Annotated in this window: 3 protein-coding genes; all 3 read right to left on the bottom strand. The window is 61.0% G+C overall.

Annotated features, from left to right (window positions below):
• Positions 1-536 (bottom strand): ABC transporter ATP-binding protein (locus Q7T45_RS26790; protein ID WP_304875000.1); only part of this gene is annotated, 536 nt, incomplete at its 3' end.
• Complete coding sequence (locus Q7T45_RS26785) at positions 529-1,278, bottom strand: ABC transporter ATP-binding protein (protein WP_304874999.1); 750 nt, start codon at positions 1,276-1,278, stop codon at positions 529-531. The genes Q7T45_RS26785 and Q7T45_RS26790, both read right to left, overlap by 8 nt.
• Positions 1,271-2,206 carry a branched-chain amino acid ABC transporter permease gene (locus Q7T45_RS26780; protein ID WP_304874997.1) on the bottom strand — a complete coding sequence of 312 codons (936 nt, stop codon included), beginning with the start codon at positions 2,204-2,206 and terminating at the stop codon, positions 1,271-1,273. The genes Q7T45_RS26785 and Q7T45_RS26780 overlap by 8 nt, the downstream gene beginning before the upstream one ends.
• Positions 2,207-2,310: the final 104 nt, after the last annotated feature.

Here is a 2,310-nt window from a genome sequence, read left to right as displayed (position 1 = left end):
AGCTGCTCCACCAGCAGCGGCGACAATCCAAGCGACAATTCATCGACCATCAGGAGTTTCGGCGCACTCATCAACCCACGCCCAATCGCGCACATCTGCTGCTCGCCGCCGGACAACGTCGCCGCCGCCTGATTGCGACGCTCGAACAGTTTGGGGAACGTCGCATAAACGCGGTCCATGTCGCGGCTAATCTCGGCCCGTCCGGCCGTGCGCGAATAGGCCCCCATCAAGAGATTGTCTTCGATGCTCATTGCGCCGAACAGCCGCCGGCCCTCCGGCACGTGAACGATGCCGTGCGACAGGATTGCTGCTGCGGTCGCATCGGAGAGATCGACGCCGTCGGAGCGATAGCTTCCCGACTGGATCGGTATCAGTCCCGACAAAGCACGCATCAGCGTCGTCTTGCCCGCGCCATTGGAACCGATCAGCGCGGTGATTTCCCCGCTTCGGACGGCAAGATCGATGCCCCACAGCACCTGAACCTCGCCATAGCCCGCGCGCAAGCTTTGCAACTCGAGGATGGGTGTATCAGCCATGAGCGCCAGCCCTTTGCGCATATTGCTGACCGAGATAGGCCTCAACGACGGCCGGATTCTTGATTACATCCCGCGGAGCGCCGTCCGCGATCAATTGACCATTGTGCAACACCACGATCCGCGTACAGACATTCAGCACAACCTTCATCAAATGCTCGATCATCACGATGGTGATGCCGTTTTCTGCAAGCTGATGAATAAGGCGGGTAGCGCGTTCGACTTCCGCGCTGTTCAGGCCTGCATTGACTTCGTCGAGGAACAGCAGCTTCGGCTTCATCGCTAGCGCCTTCGCGAGTTCGAGGCGCTTGCGCATTGCCAGGGTCAGGGTCGCCGCGGGCTGATCCGATTGCGATTCAAGGCCGACGAACGCGAGATGCGCGCGCGCTTCCTGCCGCGCCGATTTGATGCTCTCGCCGGGCTGGGAAAACAACGCCGCAGCGGCGACGTTATCCAGCGCACTGAATTCCGCGAACGGCTGCACGACCTGGAACGTACGCGACAGTCCGAGGCGCGCGGACTGATAGGTCTTCACGCGCGTGATATCCTGCCCCATGAACGTCACCGTGCCGGAGCTTGCCGGCGTGACACCTGTAACCACGTTGACCAGCGTGGTCTTCCCCGCGCCGTTCGGGCCGATCAGGCCCAGAACCTCGCCTTTGCCGATACCGAGCGAAACATCGCGTAGCGCTTTCAAGCCACTGAAATTCCGCGAGACGGACTGGAGCCGGAGGATTTCAGACACGCTTCGGTCTCCATGCAAGAAGCCGAGACCTCAGCGACATCAATCCGTTTGGCAGGAAAAGCAACAGAACGACGATCAGAATGCCGAGCACGCCGCTGTGAATCTGGATGTAGTTGCGCCAGACCACCTCCTCCAACCCGAGATAAACCAGCGCCCCGACGAGGACGCCGAGCGGCGAGCCGAGCCCTCCGATTAGCGCCATGACGATCGGCTTCACCGAGTAAAGAATGTCGAACACGTCGGACGGATCGATGTAATGAACCCACGCCGCGTACACTCCGCCCGCAGCGCCGACAAAGCAGGCGGACAGTCCGAACGCGACGCTTTTGTAGAGCGTGGTGTTGAGCCCGATCATATCAGCGGCGGTTTCGTTCTGCCGGATACAGGCGAGGCCGAAACCGAGCTTGGAGCCTGCCACTACAACGACCATCAACGCGGTGCCGACCAGCAGTCCCCACATCACGTAGAAAAAGAGCGTCGCATCCGCCATCACGCCGGCCGTGGAGGTCAGCGGGATATTCAATCCCATGCCGCCGCCGGTAAGATCGGTGGCATTGTTGACGAGTTCGCGGAACACTTCGATCAGCGACAGGCTGGCGATGGCAAAATAGTGACCGCGCAGGCGAAGCAGCGCCGCGCCAAGCAGGCCCGCCAGCACAAAGGAGATTACCCCCGCGGCGGGAACGGAAACCACTAGCGGTACACCTTTGCCGAGCAGGACGCCCGCCGTATAAGCGCCAAACCCGAAGAACGCAGCCGTCGCAAACGACGGATAGCCCGCCAAACCGCCGACAACGTTCCACGATAATGCGAGAATGCCGTACATGCAGGCGATTGTGCCTAGTCGCAGCGCGTAGGACCCGCCGACCATGGGCAGCGCGGCGATGCTAATGACAAGTGCCAGCAGGACGAAGTTGGATCGCGTCATTCAAAGCCCTTTCGGCCAAGCAGGCCGTGAGGACGCACGATCAGAAACACGATCAGGAGCGCGAACGACACCGTGGTCGCATGCGCGGGACCTATCAGCGTCGA

It is taken from the genome of Bradyrhizobium sp., assembly GCF_030646015.1.
Classification (GTDB): Bacteria; Pseudomonadota; Alphaproteobacteria; order Rhizobiales; family Xanthobacteraceae; genus Bradyrhizobium.
The sequence above is the reverse complement of the archived record's forward strand: the minus strand, read 5'-3'. Positions and strand labels throughout refer to the sequence as shown.